This is a genomic window from Hungatella hominis (genome assembly GCF_014288005.1).
GTDB lineage: Bacteria > Bacillota > Clostridia > Lachnospirales > Lachnospiraceae > Hungatella > Hungatella effluvii.
Map to the genome: position 1 here is coordinate 268921 of NZ_JACOPB010000003.1, position 17170 is coordinate 286090.

At 51.8% G+C, this 17170-nt stretch carries 15 protein-coding genes; 1 reads left to right on the forward strand and 14 read right to left on the reverse strand.

The genetic code is table 11. The annotated features are described in order from the left end of the window. Positions 1 to 16 precede the first annotated feature (16 nt). The 12 genes from H8S75_RS09245 to H8S75_RS09300 form a co-directional block, all read right to left on the reverse strand. Complete coding sequence (locus tag H8S75_RS09245; protein ID WP_187020959.1) at positions 17 to 820, reverse strand: ABC transporter permease; 804 nt, start codon at positions 818 to 820, stop codon at positions 17 to 19. Beyond that, a complete protein-coding gene (locus H8S75_RS09250; RefSeq protein WP_187020961.1) occupies positions 817 to 1782 on the reverse strand; it encodes an ABC transporter permease in 966 nt (321 codons plus the stop codon). Before H8S75_RS09250 ends, H8S75_RS09245 begins: the two co-directional genes overlap by 4 nt. Positions 1783 to 1788: 6 nt before the next feature. Then, a complete protein-coding gene (locus H8S75_RS09255; RefSeq protein ID WP_243270213.1) occupies positions 1789 to 3438 on the reverse strand; it encodes an ABC transporter substrate-binding protein in 1650 nt (549 codons plus the stop codon). Between the two features lie 273 nt (positions 3439 to 3711). Continuing rightward, complete coding sequence (locus H8S75_RS09260; protein WP_187020964.1) at positions 3712 to 4929, reverse strand: sensor histidine kinase; 1218 nt, start codon at positions 4927 to 4929, stop codon at positions 3712 to 3714. After that, on the reverse strand, positions 4926 to 5615 hold the full coding sequence (locus H8S75_RS09265; protein ID WP_187020966.1) for a response regulator transcription factor: 690 nt from the start codon (positions 5613 to 5615) through the stop codon (positions 4926 to 4928). Before H8S75_RS09265 ends, H8S75_RS09260 begins: the two co-directional genes overlap by 4 nt. A 115-nt stretch (positions 5616 to 5730) precedes the next feature. After that, complete coding sequence (locus H8S75_RS09270) at positions 5731 to 6807, reverse strand: ABC transporter permease (protein WP_187020967.1); 1077 nt, start codon at positions 6805 to 6807, stop codon at positions 5731 to 5733. Then, entirely contained in the window at positions 6734 to 7771 is a 1038-nt protein-coding gene (locus tag H8S75_RS09275) for an ABC transporter ATP-binding protein (RefSeq protein WP_187020969.1), read from the reverse strand. Before H8S75_RS09275 ends, H8S75_RS09270 begins: the two co-directional genes overlap by 74 nt. 36 nt (positions 7772 to 7807) lie before the next feature. Then, positions 7808 to 9016 carry a COG1470 family protein gene (locus H8S75_RS09280; protein WP_187020971.1) on the reverse strand — a complete coding sequence of 403 codons (1209 nt, stop codon included), beginning with the start codon at positions 9014 to 9016 and terminating at the stop codon, positions 7808 to 7810. A gap of 198 nt (positions 9017 to 9214) precedes the next feature. Next, positions 9215 to 9493: a type II toxin-antitoxin system HicB family antitoxin gene (locus H8S75_RS09285; RefSeq protein ID WP_187020972.1), complete on the reverse strand. Its 279-nt coding sequence runs from the start codon at positions 9491 to 9493 to the stop codon at positions 9215 to 9217. Between the two features lie 121 nt (positions 9494 to 9614). Beyond that, positions 9615 to 11282: a two-component system response regulator gene (locus H8S75_RS09290; RefSeq protein ID WP_187020974.1), complete on the reverse strand. Its 1668-nt coding sequence runs from the start codon at positions 11280 to 11282 to the stop codon at positions 9615 to 9617. A gap of 156 nt (positions 11283 to 11438) precedes the next feature. Then, complete coding sequence (locus tag H8S75_RS09295) at positions 11439 to 13865, reverse strand: hybrid sensor histidine kinase/response regulator (protein WP_187020975.1); 2427 nt, start codon at positions 13863 to 13865, stop codon at positions 11439 to 11441. A 327-nt stretch (positions 13866 to 14192) separates the two neighbouring features. Next, a complete protein-coding gene (locus tag H8S75_RS09300; protein ID WP_243270214.1) occupies positions 14193 to 14855 on the reverse strand; it encodes a cyclic nucleotide-binding domain-containing protein in 663 nt (220 codons plus the stop codon). Positions 14856 to 15046: 191 nt separating this feature from the next. Here H8S75_RS09300 and H8S75_RS09305 point away from each other — a divergent pair, with 191 nt between their 5' ends. Continuing rightward, positions 15047 to 15952, forward strand: coding sequence for a DMT family transporter (locus H8S75_RS09305; protein ID WP_187020979.1), 906 nt, complete (start codon positions 15047 to 15049; stop codon positions 15950 to 15952). A gap of 61 nt (positions 15953 to 16013) precedes the next feature. Here the strand turns inward: H8S75_RS09305 and H8S75_RS09310 are convergent, their stop codons facing one another. Both H8S75_RS09310 and H8S75_RS09315 read right to left on the reverse strand, forming a co-directional pair. Further along, complete coding sequence (locus tag H8S75_RS09310) at positions 16014 to 16466, reverse strand: YaiI/YqxD family protein (protein WP_187020980.1); 453 nt, start codon at positions 16464 to 16466, stop codon at positions 16014 to 16016. A 55-nt stretch (positions 16467 to 16521) separates the two neighbouring features. Beyond that, on the reverse strand, positions 16522 to 16932 hold the full coding sequence (locus H8S75_RS09315; RefSeq protein WP_187020982.1) for a peptide deformylase: 411 nt from the start codon (positions 16930 to 16932) through the stop codon (positions 16522 to 16524). Positions 16933 to 17170 lie beyond the last annotated feature (238 nt).

Consider the following 17170-nt stretch of genomic DNA (forward strand, 5'->3'; position numbering starts at 1 on the left):
TTTCTCATTCCTCCTCTCATTCCTCCCGCAGCAGCCACTCCTCCAGAGCCTGTGACAACAGCCTTAAGCAGAGAATTGTGAGCACCAGCATTGTCACCGGCGGGATCAGCCACCACGTCCAGTAATCGGTGAAATAGATTCCCGTAAAGGAGGATGCATTCTGTATCATCAGTCCCCAGGACTTCGCAAGGGGATCGGACAGTCCCAGATACGCCAGGGAAGACTCCTGGATGATGGTCCTGCCGGTAACTGCAGCCGCATTGACTAAGAGCAGCGGAAGTATTTCACCCAGCATATGCTTTCTCACAATATACCACGGACTGGCGCCGTAGCTCTTTGCCAGCACCACGTATTTCCTGTTCTTTACGGACATCACCTTGGCGCGCACCTGTTTTGCAATGGATGCCCAGGAGAAGGCCGAGACGATCAGAATGATATTCCAGATACTCTGTCCCCAGAACGCTCCGATCACAATCATAACCGGAAGCTGCGGAACAGACAGAAACACATTGGTAATAAAGGAGAGGACCGCATCAGTCCTTTTTCCGCAGTATCCCGCGCATACGCCGAACAGTCCGCCTGCGGCAAAGGAGCAGGCGGCCGCTGTCACTCCCGTCATCATGCTCAGATAAAATCCCTTTGACAGCTGGGCAAAAATATCGATTCCCAGGTTGTCCGTTCCCAGAAAGTGGATGGCCGACGGCGCTTCGAGGGAGGCGCCGGAAGACTTAACCGGGCTGTGGGGGTACAGTGTCAGGCCATACAGGCAGACAGCCGCCAGAAGAAGCAGGAGGATGAAATACCTTCTGATTCGTTTCATCTCAATTCCTCCCGGTCAATCCCTGCGTTCAGCACGTCCGCCAGAAACAGGCTGGTGAGCACCAGAACCGTTGACAGCAGAAAAAATCCCTGTATCATCGTATAGTCCCTGTACCGCACGGCTTCCCGCATCACCAGCCCCAGCCCCGGATAAGCAAATACATTTTCGATCAGCAGCGTACCGCCAACCGCGGTTCCGACATTCAGGAAAAAACGAACCACAATCGGCGTCATACCGTTTCTGAATATGTAGCTCCAGCGGATTCTTCCCGCTTTCAGCCCCTTGGCCCTGGCATTCATGAGATACGGTTTCGACATCACCTCCAGGAAGCTGGCCCTCGCCGTGAAGTAAAATCCGGGAAACATCACAATAACGAGGGACAGCACCGGCAGAAAGCCATGGGAGATAAAATCCCACGCCTTCTCCCCGCCCGTCTCGTATCTGGCAAATGCCGTCGCCCCGCCCGACAGAGGCAGCCATGAAACCTTTGCCGCCACCAGAAATAAGAGCAGCAGCCCGACTAAATAGGCGGGCACCTCCGTAAGGGCAGATAATATCCGAAAGGCCGCCCGGTCGAACCATTTTTTCTGCATTCCAAACAGCGCCAGCGCCGTACCGGTCACCAGGCTCAGAATTAACGACACGCCCATGACAGAAAGGCTCCAGGGCAGGCGTTCCTTGAGCACAGTAGTCACCGGCTTTTTGTAATGGATGCTCAATCCAAGATCTCCGGTCAGATTTTTCCTGACTGTCTGTGCCAACTGCTCAGTGAGCGGCTGATCCAGGCCGTAATACGCCCTCATCTGGTCCAGCTGCTCTTTCGAATACTCGGTATCCATGTCCTCGCCGGAAACCGATGAGGTATACAGAAGCGGATCTCCCGGCATCAGGCGGGGAATGAAAAAGTCAAACAGGTAAATCACCAGAAAGGTACAGATAAACAGTGTGATTCGTTTTCTCATAAGCGTTTATCTTTCCATATAGGACAGACGGGTCTGTTCCGTCTGCTGATACGCGTACGTCTTCATCCAGCCGTCGTAATAATCCTTGCGGTACATGGAGTAGGAGGACTGATTTGCGATGACGATCAGCGGGACTTCCTCGCTGACCAGATACTCCAGATCCTGAAACATCTGTCTGCGGGCCTCGAAATCCACTTCCCTCATCTGGTCCTCGGCCAGCTTCGTGATCTCATCGCTGCTGTAGCCGATCGGTCCCATGCTGTGCGGATTACCTCCCTTATTCTTCGAACGGTCGGAGAAAATGGTTCTCATATATTTCGGCGGATTATTGCTCCAGCCGCCATTGCCTACCAGCGCAAATTCATAGTTTCCCGCATGGACCATCTCATCACGGGAAGCCGAATCGTAGGCTGCAACCGTCACTTTTACACCGGCCGCCTCCAAATCCTGTTTGATAAGCTCTGCTATATCCACATCGGAGCCGCTGTCGGCCGCCAGAAGGGTCACTTCATAGTTTTTACTCTCCAGTGCGGACTTCGCTTTTTCCGGATCATATGGGTAGGCCACAACGTGATCGTTGTAATAAAGGCTTCCCTGCGGAACGTATCCCGCGCTACCCACGCTTCCGGCTCCGCGGAATACCTTGTCCACGACCGCCTGACGGTCCAGGGCCGCATACACAGCCTTTCTCTGGTCCAGATCGAGAAAACCGGGACATTTTTCAAAATTAATCAGGAGCTTGTATCCCATGTCATTGGCTTTTTCCACCACGCCGATCCCCGGATCGCTTAAGTATTTATCCTTTAAATCAGCCGGCATGCCGGTGATGTCGATCTCGTGATTTTCAAATGCCAGAAGGGGATCGCTGACAGGAACAAACAGCACGCGGTCGGCTGCCGGTTTTCCGCCCTTGAAGTCATCGAACGCGGTGAATTCATAGCTTCCGGTGGCCCCGTCATAGGCGGTACAACGGTATGCTCCGCTGCCCGTCAAATATCCGTCGCCCGTGTAGGTGTTCGGATCTTCCACCTTCTCCCACACGTGTCTTGGAATAATCACAAACGAACCGATGCTGCTCAGCGTATCCGCAGCGGCCTCTTTTACCGTGATGGTAATCGTGCGGTCGTCCACAACGGTGTAATGGTCGATCAGGAAGCTGTCCCCCGCTCCCAGCGAGTTGGATACCGGCGGATGTTCCCTGAAATAGTCTATGGTAAAGGCGACATCTTCTGTCGTCAGAGGCGTACCGTCGTGGAATTTTGTATCGGGAAACAGGGTAAACGTATAGTCACTGCCGTTCATTTCCCAGGACTGGGCAAGCCATGGAATATCTCCCGTCTCATCTTCGTCGATCAGGCTTGCAAACACCAGATTCATCTTGGCGCTTCCCGGGCCGCGGGATGCGTTTAAATAAGGGCTGGGAGCTCCCCAGTCCGTCCCTCCCGCCAGCTTAAGCGTCTCCACCAGATGGCCCTGTTTCGTCCGGCCTTCCGTATCCCCGTTCTCCGCCTCAGCGGTCTGTTCTGTATGATTCACTGATTCTGACGCCTGTACCGACGTCCCTGCCGCCGGCGTCCCCTGCTTTCCGCAGCCGGTTACTGCGGCCATCGCCATCATGGCTCCAAATAGAAAGCTCACTAATTTTCTTGATCTCATTGCTTCCTCCATCTCATCTCTCCTGTATTTGTACCCTTCCCAGCTGTCTTTACTGCGGCGATTATGATGAAAGGCCCGTCTCACCGGACCGTTCCGCCTGACATAAAAAAAGCCACGAAAGCAGGCACCTGCAAAGCGGTGCGATATCCTTCATGGTATTAAGCTTCATCTTCATAATGACGTTAGGAATAGTTTATCATAGATTAGTCAAACTTTCCAGAATTTTTACACAATCGTTTGCGTATAAGGAGAGAGGCGGATTTCCCTCCTCTCTCATCTTCTTCTCACGGTCAAATAGAAACAGTTCATTCCATCCCGGTATTCCATTCCAATCTTTGCTCTGTGTTTTCCAGCCGTCTCCGCGGCGATAGCCAGTCCCAGGCCGTAGCCGCTGCAGCTGCTTCTGGCGCTGTCTTCTCTGTAGAAACGCCGGAAGATCAGGGAACGTTTCTCTTCCGGTATGGGTTCTCCCTGGCTGTTCACCCAGAGCTTTGCCCGTTTTCTGCCTGCCGCCTCCAGCTTCACCACGGTTTTCCCTTTGGGAAGGGAGTATTTCACCGCGTTGTCTAAAAGCGCCTTGACCAGCTGTCCCACCTGATCCGGATCGCCCAGCATCTGCACCTCCTCGTCCAGCTGATACTCCAGCTGCTTTTCCTCCTGATAGAAAACCGGTTCGAAGGTCAGCACCTTTTCCATCACCAGATCGCTCAGGCTGAAGAGATGGAAGGTCCCCTTCTTTGGCGTGAGGGCGTCATTTTTGGCAAGCAGGAGCAGACTCTCCACCAGGAAACGCATCTCCCTGCATTCCTGAAGGATGTGCTCCAGCCATTTATCCGCCTCGGTGGATATACCCGTATACTGTTCCTGAAGCAGCTCGGTGTTAGCCGTAATCACCGTCAGAGGCGTCTTCAGTTCATGGGAGGCGTCGGCCACAAACTGCTTCTGCATCCGTATGGACTCTTCCACCGGCTTAACAGCCCATCGGGAAAAGAAGTAGGACAGTACCAGGAAACCGATCCAGATACCGGCGCAGGCCAGGCCTCCATACTGCATGACACCGTTTCGCAGGGTGTCCTCATAGGAGGTGTCGGCAAACGCAATCATATATCCGGTGGGGCGGCTGACCCGCAGATACCGAAGATGGTAGCCCTCCAGAAGCCCCATGTCCTCCTCGCCGGCCATTCCCAAAAATGCCATCTCCTCTAAGAATTCCTGTCCCGGAAATGCTTCATAGCCGCCTTCCCACGGCGTCACCATGCCATCCTCCCCTACCATAACGGAGAAATACGGCGTCTGCGCAGGCGAACGGGTGGTGAAGATCAAGGGATGCTCCTCCTGCGACACCACCTTCGCCAGCGCCAGCCTTCCCTGCGCGCTGACCCGTTTCTCCATGATAAATGCCACCGCACAGAAGGTAATCCCGATAACCGCCGTCACGATCAGCATGTTATAGCAGATAAATTTCATCCGAAGCCTGCTTATCTCCTTCATTCCCGTCCGCCTCCTCCATTCTTCTCCATGATCCGGTATCCCAGCCTGCGGATGGTCACAATCACCACATCCGCTTTCAAGAACTCCAGCTTCTTTCTCAGAAATGAAATGTATATCTCCACATTGTTATCGACCGCCTCGCCGTCGCTGCCCCAGATCTTCGACAGGAGCGTCTCCTTGGAAACTACCATGTCGCGGTTCACGAAAAGGATCCGGAGGAGGTCATACTCCTTCTTACCCAGCCGGATGCTTTTTTCCGGCCCACTTAACGTATAGTCCGCCTGGTTCAGCGATATGTTGCCCAGGCTTAAGCATTCCGGAATGACCTCTCCCCGGCGCCGTAATATCGTCTTCATCACGGCCAGCAGCTCCTGCATGTCAAAGGGCTTTGTCAGGTAATAATCGGCTCCGCTCTCCAGCCCCAGCACCCGGTCGTCGATCTCGCTCCGGGCAGTAAGAATCAGCACGGGAACGGAACAACCGCTCTTTCGGGCCTTCTTAAGCAGCGTGATCCCGTCCATTCCCGGCAGCATCAAATCCAGCACGGCCGCGTCATAACCGCCGTCCGTGAGCAAAAAGTATCCCGTATTCCCGTCACCGCAGATATCACAGTCATACCAGTGTTTCAGGATGTCACGGATGGATTCCGCCAGCCGCCTGTTGTCTTCCACGATCAGTACACGCATTTTTTCATCTCCTTATAACAGAAAAATCCATCTGTATTCTCTCTCAATTCTACGGAGAATGCAAGAGAACACCGATGGATTTTACAGATAATTCACAAAACAGCGGTTTATCGCCCTACCGTCCCCGGATTTCCTTTCTCATAAAACTGATATAGGAGACGGCAAAGACTACGGCAGTCAATGCCAGCAAGCCCGTCAGGTGCGGCCATACCAGCAGCAGACTCTGTCCCAGGGACAGATATCCGTTTATAGCGCCTGACAGCTGCTGCGGAAGTATGATGTTGGTGGAGCGCACCTGCGGATTCATGATGGTCGATACCGCCTCACTGTACAGATAGTACGGGGAGAGACGGTTTAAATTCATCTGGCAGTTATAATTGGCCAGAATCTGCGATGCGGTTGCTGTCTGCCCCATGGGGTAAAGCACGTTGGCTGCGATACTGACAACCAGCGTCATAAACAGAGCGAAAAAAATCCACAGCGCGATTACCACCATGGCCGATGTGGCCGCATGGCGGCACAGCACGGAGAACAGGATAGAGAGCGCCAGCCAGAAACAGATATAGACGGAAGTAAAGAACAGCAGGATGAGCACCCGTCCCAGTTCCTCCCCGGATGGCGGGATTCCCGTGGCCAGCAGCCCCACCGCTCCTGCGATCAGTCCCATGGAGAAGACCATCAGGAATATGATGGTGGCTCCGGCCAGAAACTTGCCGTTAATGACCGCATCCCGGTAAATCGGCTGGGCCACAAGGCGGTTTAAGGTTCCTTCCGAGCGCTCGCTGTTGATGGCGTCAAAGCCAAGCGCCAGACCGACAAAGGGGCCTAAAAGCGCAATAAACGAGGTGAACGAAGGAATGGAATTCCCGCTCAATGTAAACAGTTTTAAAAAGATGTAGCCGGAGTCAGACGTAGTCTCCGAGGAGAGGCTGGAAAGCGCTCCGTAAATGCTGGCACAGCTGGTTAAAAGGATTAAGAGCAGCACGATCAGGAACCGTTTGCTGTGAATATGGTCCGACATCTCCTTATGATATAAGGCTCCCATGCCGCTCATTCCCGAGCGGATGCCTCCACCCGAAAAGACACTTCCGCCACGGGAGACGCCTCCGCCCGCACCGTCACTCCTCTCCCTGGCGCTGTTCCCTGCCGAAAGAAAGGAAGCCTTTACTTTTCCTTTGATTGAGACTGCCATTTCCCTTCTCTCCTTTCTCAAAATACGTACGGTAGATCTCATCCAGATCATTTCCCCTCTGCCTCAAATGGCACAGGCTGTAGCCGCCCTCCAGCGCCCTTCGGTTCAGTTCACGGCTTAAGTCCGAGCTGGAATAGATCACATAGAAATCCCCGCTTCGCTCTATCTTCTCTACATTTCCCAAGTGCTCCAGAAGCTCTTTAAAGCCCCGGTCGTCCGGGACAGCCGCGGCCTCCAGCACGTAATGTCCCTCCCGGCGCATCTGCCCGGCCAGATCGTCGATCCTTCCGCAGGCGATCAACTGCCCCTCTACAAACAGGCCCACGCGGTCGCACACCTGCTGAATCTGGTAGAGCTGATGCGACGAGATCAGAATGGTCCGGCCATCCTCCTCAGCCAGGCTCCGGATTAAAAACATGAGTTCTCTCATACCCTCAGGATCGATTCCCAGCGTCGGTTCATCCATAATGACCACCTTAGGGTCCTTCATCAGTACGTCCGCGATTCCCAGACGCTGCTTCATGCCCCGGGAATACGTTCCCGTCTTCTGGTCCGCAGCCCCGGTCATGCCGACTTTCTCCAGCAGATCTCCGATCCGTTCTTCAATCACCGCCTTCGGCAGCCCGTTTAACTGCCCCGTAAACCGGAGATTTTCCCTCCCGGTCATATCGGAATAAAAGCCCACGCTGTCCGGTAAATATCCTACCATCCTTTTCACCTCGATGGCCTGTCTGGTGCAGTCCTTTCCGTCAATCGAGGCGCTCCCGGCTGTCGGCTCCGTCAGACCTAAGAGCATCAGGGTCGTGGTCGTCTTTCCGGCCCCATTGGGCCCGAGGAGCCCGAATACCTCTCCCCTGCGAATAGACAGCGTCAGGTCGCTGACCGCCTTCTTTTCCCCGTAAGCCTTGGTTAAATGGTCCGTTTTTATCATCATATCATCTTCATAATTTGCAGCAATGTCCATAACAATGACCCCTTTCCGGCGTGACAGCCCTTTCGGCTATCTTCTGCCGTATTTACGGAATACGTAGCCCAGCCCGCCTGCTGTACACAGGATGATTACGACCGCCACGATGCCCCAGATGGTGCTGGTCTTCACGGACACACGGAAATCCGCGCTGGATTCTGCCTGATCACATTTTGCCGTAAAGGTATTCACATAGTCTCCGGTAATGGCCTCGGAGCCCGGTTTTACGTGGGCGATAACTTCCGTCGTGGAACCGGCGGGAATGGACGGGATCACGTTGTTTTCCAGGTTATAGGTTACGGTCCATCCGGATGGCAGGGAGGAATTTAAGGATACGTCCTGTAAATCCACATTGCCTGTATTCGTCACATTCAAGGTTACGTCCGCTTCTTTTCCCGCATAGGCGTCAAAGCTCAGCCGTCCATCCGGCGTTCCCACCTTCAGGCCGTAGCTGCCGGTGATCACCACCTTTAAATCCGTGCTGAGAGTCTCCTCCGCGGAAACCGCGCTGCATGAAATATCGTATTCCCCGGCGGCGATTCCCTCCGGCGGTGTGACAGACACGGTCATGCCCTTGCTGGTGCTGGATTCCACCTCGATCGCCGCTACCTTTGTGGTCTCTCCCGTTGGGGTAAAGCTAACGTTCCAGCCTGCCGGCGCGTTGGAAGAGAGGCTGTAGGACTGGCTCTTCAGTCCGTTGTTAATCAGCGTGGTGCTGAAGCTGAAGTTAGTTCCGGTGGTTCCTTCCTGCTGCGGATACTCCGAGGTAAAGCTTCCCTTTCCCGCCTTCATCTCATTGACAAGGAAGGAGATGGACAGTGTGTCGGAGAGGCCGCTCGCCGAGGAGGCGCCTACCTCGACTACGTAGGTTCCCTCTGTCAGTTCCTTTGGTACGGTTACATGAAGCGTCATTTCTGCTCCGGCCTCGCCGTTCTTTACATGGATGCGGCTTACCTGGTAATTACCGCCCTGGAGGTATCCCTCCCAGCCGTCGGGCATGGCGGACACTTTAACCTCTGCATCCAGACCGGAGCCGGTATAATTATCCAGTGTGACCGGGATATTTAAGTTATCCCCGGGCTTAACGGATATTCCGGGATAATCGGTGCTCAGCTTCAGGCCCTCGGCCGCATACGCCGTATGTACATTCAGGAACAGAAACAGCACCGCCGCCATGAATGCTGCCAAAAACGCCCATCTTCTCCTTTTTCCGCTTGGTTTGGTTACAATTGCTTCCTCCATAATATCCTCCTTTTGATGCATCGTTGGCATCCGTATTTTTCTTAAGAAGATCATACCGGAGAAACCTTTAATGAACCTTTAATAAATTTGAACATCCTGTGAAACAAACAGATGGCAGCGGAACGTTTTTATGTAGAACGTTCCGCTGCCATCTGTTTTATAGGCGGCCTGGAATACTTCCAGGCTGACCGTGTCATTTTAATCGTTATCAGGCAGAAGCCTTATGGTGACCATAATATATTTAAGGAGAGCGCCCTCCTCCAGCTTTATATCCTCCGGGTGAGTCTGGTTGGGAAACTCATAGGTTCCCTCCTCCACCTCCAGATAGAGCCAGTTATATGCTGCTTCTCTCGCATGTTCCACCGCGTCCTCCAGATCCGGTCCATCTGCCTCGCAGCACTGCAAATCCGGAAATTCCACATGATAACCTTTATCATCTTTATGGGGCGTAAAAACAGCAGGGTAAGTAAATGTCATAATTATTTCCTCCAGCATTTGTCATAAGCATTATCATTATATACTTATTCTGCCCCTTTGTACAGGTTTTTATCAGAGCCTTTCTAACCTGTCTTCCTGTTATCTGCGCCTACAGGACTTTTTACTGACTCCCCTGGTCTCTCATCAGCCTTTCAAAATCTCCCACAGGCATCGGCTTTGCAAAATAGTACCCCTGCACATAATCGCATCCGGTTTCGCTCAGCCGGTCCAGCTGTTTCTTTGTCTCCACGCCCTCTGCCACCACACGCAGATGCATGCGGCGGGCAAGTTCCATAATAAACTGCAGCACGCCCTGATCCGTAGGTTTCGCAGTCTCGCTCTGGATAAACTTCATATCCAGCTTCAGGATATCGATCGGCATCTGATTCAGCATGTTCAGGGAGGAATATCCGCTTCCGAAATCATCCATTTCGATGATGAAGCCCAGTTCACGCAGATGCCCTACTGTCTCAATGATCTGACCCGGATCTTCCGTGTAGGCGCTTTCCGTGATCTCCAGATGGAGTCTGGAAGGCGTCAGGCCGTATTTGCTGACTGTGCGCATCATAATATCCGCAATATCCGCATGATAGATATCCGCACGGGATACATTGACAGAGACCGGAACGGGAGGATAACCTTCCTCGTCCCACTTGCGCAGATAAAAACAGGTCTTATCCCAGACAAACTGATCTAATTTTGTGATAAATCCATTTTTTTCAAACAACGGAATAAATTCCGCAGGCGACTGGAAGCCCCATTCCGGATGATTCCAGCGTACCAAAGCCTCGGCTCCCGCCATGGTTTCATCACATATCCTGTATTTCGGCTGGAGCCATACTAAGAACTGACCTTCCTCCAGAGCCGTTTCCATACTGTCTATAATAGCCTGCTGCCGCAGCAGCTCATCACGGAGTTTATCATCATAGGCAGCAAAATAGACGCCATACTGCCCCTTAATGCTGCGCGCAGCTAAAAGAGCACGGTCACACATCTGCTCCACTGTCACGTTCTGGTTCCCGACGGAATAAATGCCCCATTTCACCGCGACGTTTTTTGCATTCTGCAGCTGGTTAATCTCCTCATTGGCCTGGATAAACATCTGCTCCGTAAACTCGCTGTCAAATTCCAGCAGGCATGCAAAATGATCGGCAGCCAGGTGACCACAGATCCCCCGTTCCCCAGCCTTTTTCCGGTACATGTCTGCGATTCCGCATAGAAGCCTGTCTCCGGCTGCCACACCGAATACGTCGTTAATCAGCTTGAAATTCTCGATATCCGAACAGATGATCGAATAGCGCTGTCCTGGATTCTGACGCAGAGCCTCCCTCGCGCGCTGATAAAAGAATTCCTTGCTGTATAAGCCGGTCAGCCGGTCATACTGAAACTGGTTAATCATGGCGGCTGTTTCCCGTAAATGGATGATACTTGCCACCCTGTGAAGTATAATCTGAGGCTTATATGGTTTCGCTACGTAATCCGTGGCTCCATGAGATAAGGCCGCCACCTCATCCGCTTCGCTGTCACTCTGTGTCGTGACAATCACGGGAATGGACGCCAGTGAGGGATCCTCCTTGGCAATAGAAAGGAACGTATATCCGTCCATGACAGGCATGGTAATATCCAGCAGTATCACGGAAATCTCATCCTTTTCTTTATCCAGAACATCGAGAGCCTGCTGTCCGTTTTCTGCTTCCAGAACTCTGTATTCTGACGAAAGCAGTTCGCTCAGCATCATACGATTGATTTCATTATCTTCCACAATCAGAATTGTTCGTTTTGCGGGCATATATTATTTCCTCTTTTCTTCCTGGCGGCTATAGGCAATTCATTTTATTATATCAAAAGAGCTTCCCCAGTACAAGTAATCTTCTCCAACATACAAAACTTTTGTAACCGTTCAGTTACAGTTCAGCCTCTGCACCATCCGGTCAACCGGCACTTCTTATGTGTGATCAGCCCTTATATATTCTGCTGCCTTCTCATAAAGCAGCTCCGGATCAATCGGCTTTGACAGATGGCCGTTCATCCCCGCAGCCTCTGCCTTTACGATATCTTCGTGAAACGCATCCGCCGTCATGGCAATTATCGGTATTGTTTTGGCTTTTTTATGCGCGGATTTGCGGATGGCTGCCGTTGCCTGGTATCCATCCATTACCGGCATCTGAACATCCATCAGGATCAGATCATAGGAGTCCCCTTCAGCCAGGAATTTGTCTACAGCGATCCTGCCGTTTGCCGCCCAGTCAACCGTAACCCCCATCATCTGCAGCAGCTCCACCGCGATCTCGCGGTTTAACTCATTATCCTCCGCCAGCAGCACATGATGGCCTGCCAGCTCCGGCCGATGGTTCTTCTCTGCCGGCGCACGCACCACTCTGTCAATTCCGGTTACGGAGAGGAGGGCGTTGTAAAGTGTGGAGGCAAAAACCGGCTTAGTCAGGAACATATCCACTCCTGCTTTCCTCGCATTCGTTTCTATATTCGTCCAGTCATAAGCAGTAATAATAATAATGGTCGTATCCTGGCCCACCTCTTCCCTCACTCTGCGGACCACCTCCACTCCATCCATATCCGGCATGTTTAAATCCACGAGACATACATCATAGTCCGTACCGTTCTTATGTGATTGACGGATCTGGTCTATACACTCCTGGCCGGTCAGCACCCAGTCTGATAGAATTCCCATTTTCTTCAGCAGAAGTGATGCATGGATACAGCTGTCCCGGTCGTCGTCCGTAATCAGTACCTTAAGCGACTCCAGCTCATGCTGTTTCTGCGGTAACATCCTGCTTTTATCCCGTGGTATGTCAAAATCCAGTTCTACGGTAAACACGGTTCCCTTCCCCACTTCACTTTTCACTGTAATGGTGCCGCCCATCAGCGTAACCAGATTTTTGGTAATCGGCATCCCCAGTCCGGTCCCCCCGAAAGTCTGCACTGCGCGGTTATCCTCCTGCTCAAAAGGCTCAAACAGGCGTTCCATAAATGGATCGCTCATACCAATGCCGGTATCGCTGACAGTAAAACGAAGACGCGTTTTGTCTTCCGTTCTCAGGAGCTGGCGGATTTCAAGCCTTACCGTACCGCCGGCAGGTGTAAATTTAAGCGCATTGGATAAAAGATTCAAAAGGATCTGGTTCAGCCTTAAAGAATCTCCAGTCATAACCGTAGTCGATAAGTCAATCAGTGGTACATTAAATATCAGTCCCTTTGCAGCCGCCTGGGGATAAATGATGGAAGAGATTGACTCCACCACCTGTTCAAGATCAAAATTCTCATGGGCAATCCTGATCTTGCCCTCGGAGATTTTCGACATATCCAGCACATCGTTGATCAGGGCCATCAAATGCTTGGAGGAATAGCCAATCTTTTCCAGGCAGTCCTCTACCCGTCTCTGATCGTCAATGTAGGCCGCCGCGATGGTTGTCATCCCCAGTATCGCATTCATGGGGGTGCGGATCTCATGACTCATACGGGACAGAAAATCCGTCTTTGCCTGATTCGCATGTTCCGCAACTGCCAGCGCATCCTTTAATGCTTCCGTCTGTTCAGTCAGCTTCATCTGCATTTCCCGCAGTTCCGTCACATCGGTGATATCAATAAAGATAGCGAGATAAACCGGGCAGCCGTCCTGCCATTCTATACAGGTGGCATTCACCTGAAGCCGCATATTCTGGCCATTCCGGGATTCTGCGGATAACACAAAGTAGACAGGCGCTCCTTTCAGAATCTCTTCCCGTTTTCCGGAGATAATACCCATGTTATTCTCTATGTTGCGCTGATACAGTGGATTATCCTCGCCTCCTTCGCCAAAATACTCGACAAAGCGGGAATTGGCAAAAAGGAGCGTCAGGTTCATCTCCGCGTCGATGCGGTATTTTGCAACAAAACCGGGCAGACTCTCGTACGTCACGGACTGCTCCTTCTGCATCTTTACTACATTATCAATATTGGTCATGACTGAATATGCCACCTGATATCCGTTTATGTATTCATCGGCAAACTGGGTGGTCAAATGCACCCAGACATAATCGCCGTTTTTCTTTCGCATCCGCGTAACCAGCTGATACCCGCTTTCGTGTGCGTTCAGCGCCGCCATAACGGTATCCGCGAGCTCCGCCCACAGCATCTGGTCATTCTTATAATACAGGTCGGGGCGGTTATGAAAGACTGCTTCATATTCCTCTTTGGGCCAGCCAATCAGATCGTAATAAAACTCGTTGGCCCAGACCAGCGTAAAACTTTCATCCAGCAGATGTTTGCTCACACTGACCTTCAGCAGACGCATCAGTGTGTTATACTCATAATCGGCAGTCATAGTCTCCTGACTTCCGCTCTCAGCAGCACTCACTCTTTCCTGTTCTGTCATCACCAGATTCCTCCCTAATTCTCCTCATGATTGCTCCTCAGTCAGTATGCGGAATAATCCTGATTTTTGCCGCCTGGATGCATTCCCGGCAATTCGCAGGCCGGCATCCTTGTCCATAATAGCTTCTTTCATCTTAACATAAAATATATAAAAACTCAACGGACATATGAGAATACGCTGGCATTGAATGGAAGAGCTTCGGATTTCACCTTCGATACGGCTGCTGTTGACCAATCTGGAGACATCATAACATTACAAATATACAGCTATTCTTTACACAAAAAGACGAGGCCCGCTTTGCATCCATCAAAACAGGTCCCGTTTTTCTTATACTCTCTGATAAAGCTCAGCAGCCGTATGGGAACGCCGTGCCAGCTCCTCTTGATTCATAATGTAATATCCGCTCTCCCTCTTTTCCAGTATCCCCTCATCGCAGAGCTGCCCCAGCAGCCGGAACATATGACGATAGCTCATTCCTATGGAGCAGGAGACATCCATCAGCGTATCGCGGAAGAGGCCCCTGTGCGAATTCTGAAGAATGTAGGCGCAAAGCCGCTGCTCGCCAGTGCATAACGCGGTCGATGTGAAATTGTCCGAACTGGTAGTCAGCTTTTCCGCCAGCTCCGTTCCCAGTTTATTCAAGAGCACAAGATTCGTTTTCAGTTCTGCCAGGCAGTTCTGATAGGAGACCGCAATGCACTCAAAATCCGTGACCGCCTTCACGGAACAGGTGGCACTTAGCTGTCTTGTCATCAGTTCGACCTCGCCGATCAAACCACGGGAAATGTTGTAGCACAGGATCAGGCTCTTGCCGTTCGGTGCTGTGCGGCAGACCTTCGCATTTCCGTCGACGACAATCGACAGCCAGCTGATAGGCTGCCCCTCATGCAGCACCTCTTCTCCTGCCGAAAACCGCAGACAGCAGCAAGCGTTCAGCGGAATATTCTGCAGGCCGTATTCTGCCAGACAGGCAGCATGTTCTTTTCTCAATGGAAGCCTTTTCAAATCGATTACCTCGCTTAACCTAGTACAGCATTGCATAATTCACCGGAACTTATGCAACGCTGTACTAGCTATGGTCTTATTATTTATTATAACAGAAACCGGAAAAAATACCATGACAAATGTCCTACATGGTACGACGGATATTCTGTTATCCTCATATCAGGAGGTGAACTGTCATGTATCAGCTTTTAGCCCTTATCAATGGTATTATTCTGTCCGTGATGATTTCCGTAAATGGAAATCTGTCCGTTCAGTACAGTGCGTTCACGGCTGCCGCGATTATCCATGCGGTCGGTTCTTTGTTTGCGCTGCTGCTCTGCGCTTCACAGAAAAACAGAAAGCCGGTCTGGACTCACAGGCCCAAATGGATTTATCTCGGCGGTGCAATCGGTGTTTTTACAACGGTATTTCAAAATCTGGCCTTCACCTATATCAGCATCACGAGCGTGATCGCCCTGGGACTTCTGGGACAGACAGTTACGTCCCTGGTGATCGACAGTTCCGGATTGTTCGGTATGGAAAAAAGGCCGCTTCCCCGGTATGCGTTTATCGGCCTGGGGTTATCGGTGTTCGGTATCATTGTGATGCTGGATACCTCTGTCACGACGGCGGCGCTGGGGGCTGCCATCTCCTTCGCATCCGGTATTTCCATGGTGCTGTCCCGGACCGCTAACGCGCGGCTGGCCGAGAAAACCGGGGCGCTGCAGGGATCGCTGGTGAATCATCTGGTGGGACTTCCGATTACGGTAATTCTCGCCTTTTCCGTGGCCGCAGCAAGCGGAACCTCCGCAGCCGCTTCCGCGGGAGGCAGCTTCCACCCCTGGATTTACTTCGGCGGTGCTCTCGGCGTCGTGGTGGTAATGCTCTTAAATATCACGGTTCCGAAGATACCGGGATTTCAGCTGACGCTTCTCGTCTTCGTCGGCCAGGTCTTCACCGGAATCCTGTTGGATACCGTGGCCGGCAGCTATCAGACCGGCGCCACGCTCTGGGGCGGCATGATCATCGCGGCCGGAATCGCAGTCAATATGATCCTGGAGCGGGTTTTTGCGGCTTCTAAAAAGACACCGTACAGCAGCTAATATCCGGCTGCTGCGCGGTGTCTTTTCAATTCCGGCTGCGTTTTGGCCTTTCAATCCAGTCTCAACAGTTGTGCAGCACCACTTCAATCAACTTGCAGAGCGACTCCTGAAACCGCTCGTCGTCTTCTACCGTCCTCTTTGCCGGACCCTTCAGATGGTGCTTCCCCTTTCCCATACGGGCCTTCTTGGCCAGATGGCGTTCCATCAGCATCTGGTCGATGTTTTCGTTGGTATACCACTTTCCGCTTTGATGGATTCCATGTGCTCCCTTCCCCAGAATCATGGCCGCCACTCCATAGTCCTGAGTTACCACGATATCCCCTTTGCCACACTGATTCACCAGCGCGAAATCCACGGCATCCGCACCCGCTCCGATGACCTTTATCTCGCTGTAGGAAGACTGAAGCACATGGTTGGTATCGCATAAGAGCACCACCGGAATCTCATAGCGTTCCGCCGTCTGTTCCACAATTCTCACTACCGGACATGCGTCCGCATCTACTAATATTTTCATTCTTTTATCTCGCTGACTGTTTCCTAAAACATGGTTGACCGGATGCACTGTAATGCTAGATGATTATTCCATTTAAATGGTCGCACTCATGCTGAATGATCTGCGCGATCCATCCGGAATATTTCTGGCGGTGCTTACAAAAATGAATGTCCTGATACTCCACTTCGATCTCCTGGTACCGGATAGTCCTGCGGACTCCCTCCAGCGACAGACAGCCCTCTTCCGTCTCATAGGGACCTGTCTTTTTGACAATCACCGGGTTAAGCATGGCTGCGTTCACCATTCCCATCTGAACGGCAATCACATTCTTTCTGACACCGATCATGTTGGCCGCCATGCCCACGCAGTGGTCGGTATTCGCCTGCAGTGTGTCCAGTAAATCCTGTACTGTCCCCAAGTCATCCTTTGTCGCCGGCTCCGATTTCTGTGTCAGAAAAAAAACATCTCTCACAACGGTTCTTACCATATTGATTCGCTCTCCTAAGTTTTGATTACTGACATCTCTAAAAGTGTACCGCAGAATGGCATATCCGTAAAGAGGATAATACTCTTTGTAAAGATATTTCCTCTGTAAAGGTCAGAAACCACAACGGTATCGGCCTGACCGGCCGCCTGCCTGTCAACCTCCTTATGCTGTGCTGCTTCCTCGAAGCGGAGTTGTCTTAGATGGAATAACTTAGCTGGAATAAAGATGATATTTCATA